Source organism: Nocardioides sp., assembly GCF_034670285.1.
In the GTDB taxonomy this organism is placed as follows: Bacteria; Actinomycetota; Actinomycetes; order Propionibacteriales; family Nocardioidaceae; genus Nocardioides.
In genome coordinates this window covers 1-3,220 of sequence record NZ_JAXMNS010000416.1, presented here as the reverse complement: position 1 = coordinate 3,220, position 3,220 = coordinate 1, and the positions used below count along the sequence as shown (strand labels likewise).

At 74.3% G+C, this 3,220-nt stretch carries 1 protein-coding gene; it reads left to right on the top strand.

What is annotated here, in order from left to right; genetic code table 11:
• The coding region (locus VOI19_RS16890; RefSeq protein WP_323794118.1) for a DNA glycosylase AlkZ-like family protein at positions 1-3,220 on the top strand (3,220 nt) is incomplete at both ends.

Here is a 3,220-nt window from a genome sequence, read left to right as displayed (position 1 = left end):
GCGCCTGCCGGTCGTCGTGCCGGTCGAGGACATGACCTCGCCCGGAGCGTTCCGCGAGCCCGGCAGCGACGCAGCCGACCCCGGCGCCGCCGGTGAGGGCGACGACACGGGCAACGCCAGCATCTGGCCCCACGTCGAGGAGAGCGTCGTCGACCTGATCGAGGCCCACACCTCGACAATCGTCTTCGCCAACTCACGCCGGCTGGCCGAGCGGCTCACCGCCCGGCTCAATGAGATCGCCACCGCGCGCACGGCCGCCCGGGAGGGCCGTGCCGTGACTCCTGAGCTCGTCGGTGGCCCGCCCGCCCAGGTGATGGCGCAGTCGGGGTCGACCCGCGACACCGGAGGCCCAGAAGGCACCGAGACAGTCATCGCGAAGGCTCACCACGGATCGGTCAGCAAGGAGCAGCGCGCTCTCATCGAGGACGACCTCAAGCGGGGCCGGCTGCCCGCGGTCGTGGCGACCAGCAGCCTCGAGCTCGGCATCGACATGGGCGCCGTCGACCTCGTCGTCCAGATCGAGTCGCCACCGAGCGTCGCGAGCGCCCTGCAGCGTGTGGGTCGCGCGGGCCACCAGGTCGGCGAGGTCTCGCGCGGAGTGCTCTACCCCACGCACCGCGGCGACCTGGCCCAGACGGCCGTCGCGGTCGAGCGCATGCGCACCGGCGGCATCGAGGCGATGCGGATCCCCGCCAACCCCCTCGACGTCCTCGCCCAGCAGGTCGTGGCCGCCACCGCGCTCGAGGCCGTCGACGTCGACGAGCTCTACGCGCCCGTGCGTCGCAGCGCTCCCTTCGCCCACCTGCCGCGCAGCGCCTACGACGCCACCCTCGACCTGCTGGCCGGGCGCTATCCCAGCGACGAGTTCGCCGAGCTGCGGCCGCGAATCGTCTGGGACCGCGTCACCGGCACCCTCACCGGCCGCCCCGGTGCCCAGCGTCTGGCCGTCACGAGCGGGGGCACGATCCCCGACCGCGGACTCTTCGGGGTCTTCCTCGTGGGCGGCAGCGAGAAGGGTCCGGGTCGGCGCGTCGGCGAGCTCGACGAGGAGATGGTCTACGAGTCCCGGGTCGGCGACATCTTCGCGCTGGGCGCCACGAGCTGGCGCATCGAGGACATCACCCACGACCGCGTCCTGGTCACCCCAGCCCCCGGCGTACCCGGGCGGCTGCCGTTCTGGAAGGGCGACAGCCTGGGTCGTCCGGCCGAGCTGGGCGCCGCGATCGGGGCCTACACCCGCGAGCTCGGGGCGATGCCCCGAGCCAAGGCCGAGACCCGGGCACGCGAGGACGGCCTCGACGAGTGGGCGGCCGGCAACCTCGTCAGCTATCTCCACGAGCAGCTCGAGGCCACCCAGGTGCTGCCCAGCGACACCACGCTCCTCGTCGAGCGGTTCCGCGACGAGCTCGGCGACTGGCGCCTCGTGGTCCACTCCCCCTACGGCACCCCGGTCCACGCGCCGTGGGCCCTGGCGATCAACGCGCGGCTCCGGGAGCGCTACGGCGTCGACGGGCAGGCCCTGGCCTCCGACGACGGCATCGTCATCCGCATCCCCGACACCGACGCCGAGCCGCCCAGCGGCGACCTGATCGTCTTCGACGCCGACGAGCTCGACCAGATCGTCACGACCGAGGTCGGCGGGTCCGCGCTGTTCGCCGCCCGCTTCCGCGAGTGTGCGGCCCGGGCCCTCCTCCTGCCCCGGCGCGACCCCGGTCGCCGCTCACCGCTGTGGCAGCAGCGCCAGCGCGCCGCCGCCCTGCTCGAGGTCGCCTCGAAGTACCCCTCCTTCCCGATCGTGCTCGAAGCGGTGCGCGAGTGCCTCCAGGACGACTACGACCTCCCGGCGCTGACTGCGCTGATGCGCTCCATCGAGCGGCGCGAGGTGCAGGTCACCGACATCGCGACCACCTCGCCGTCGCCGTATGCCCGCAGCCTGCTGTTCGGCTACGTCGCTCAGTTCGTCTACGAGGGCGACTCCCCCATCGCCGAGCGTCGCGCCGCGGCGCTCTCCCTCGACCAGGGGCTGCTGGCTGAGCTGCTCGGCCGAGCCGAGCTGCGTGAGCTGCTCGACCCCGACGTGCTCGCGGAGGTCGAGGACGAGCTGCAACGCCTCGCCCCCAAGCGGCAGGCCCGCAGCGCCGAGGGCGTGGTCGACCTCGTTCGCCTGATCGGTCCGCTCTCGGACGCCGAGGTACGCGAGCGCACCACCGGCGACGTCGATGTCGACGCCGCCCTGGCCGAGCTCACCGCGGCGCGGCGTCTGGTGAGCGTGCGGATGGCCGGCGTCGAGCGCTGGGCCGTCGTCGAGGACGTCGGCCGCCTGCGCGACGGCCTCGGTGTGCCGGTGCCACCCGGCACCCCGGAGGTCTTCGGTGAGAGCGTCGACGATCCGCTCGCCGACCTGGTCGCCCGCTTCGCACGCAGCCACGGCCCCTTCACCACCGCTCAAGTCGCCGACCGACTGGGGCTGGGCGCCGCCGTGGCGCGCCACACGCTCCAGCGGCTCTCCGGCCAGGGCCGCGTGCTCGACGGCGAGTTCCGACCGGCCGGCTCCGGCGACGAGTGGTGCGACGCCGAGGTGCTGCGCACCCTGCGGCGCAGGTCGTTGGCGCGCCTGCGCAAGGAGGTGGAGCCGGTCGAGCCCGCTGCGCTGGCCCGGTTCCTCGGCGCCTGGCAGCACGTCGGGGGCAAGCTGCGGGGCGTGGACGGCGTGGTGACCGTGATCGACCAGCTCGCCGGCTGCCCGGTCCCGGCCTCCGCCCTCGAGCCGCTGATCCTCGCCTCCCGCGTGCGCGACTACGAGCCGTCGTACCTCGACGAGCTGACCGCTGCCGGCGAGGTGATCTGGGCCGGCCACGGCAGCCTGCCGGGCTCCGACGGGTGGGTGAGCCTCCACCTCGCCGACCAGGCCCAGCTGACGCTCCCCGACCGGGCGCCGCTCGAGGCCGCCGAGATTCAGGAGGCCGTGCTGGCCGCCCTCGAGCCCGGCGGCGCGTGGTTCTTCCGGCAGCTCGCCGACACGGTCCGCAGCGCCCTCGGACAGCTGTCGCTGACCGACCAGGCGCTGAGCGCCGCTCTCTGGGACCTCGTGTGGGCCGGACGCGTCAGCAACGACACGCTCACCCCACTGCGAGCGCTGACGCGGTCGGGCACCGCCAGCCATCGCACGCGACGCCCACCTCCGCGCCCCGGACGGGTGGCGCGCACCGGCCCGCCCGAG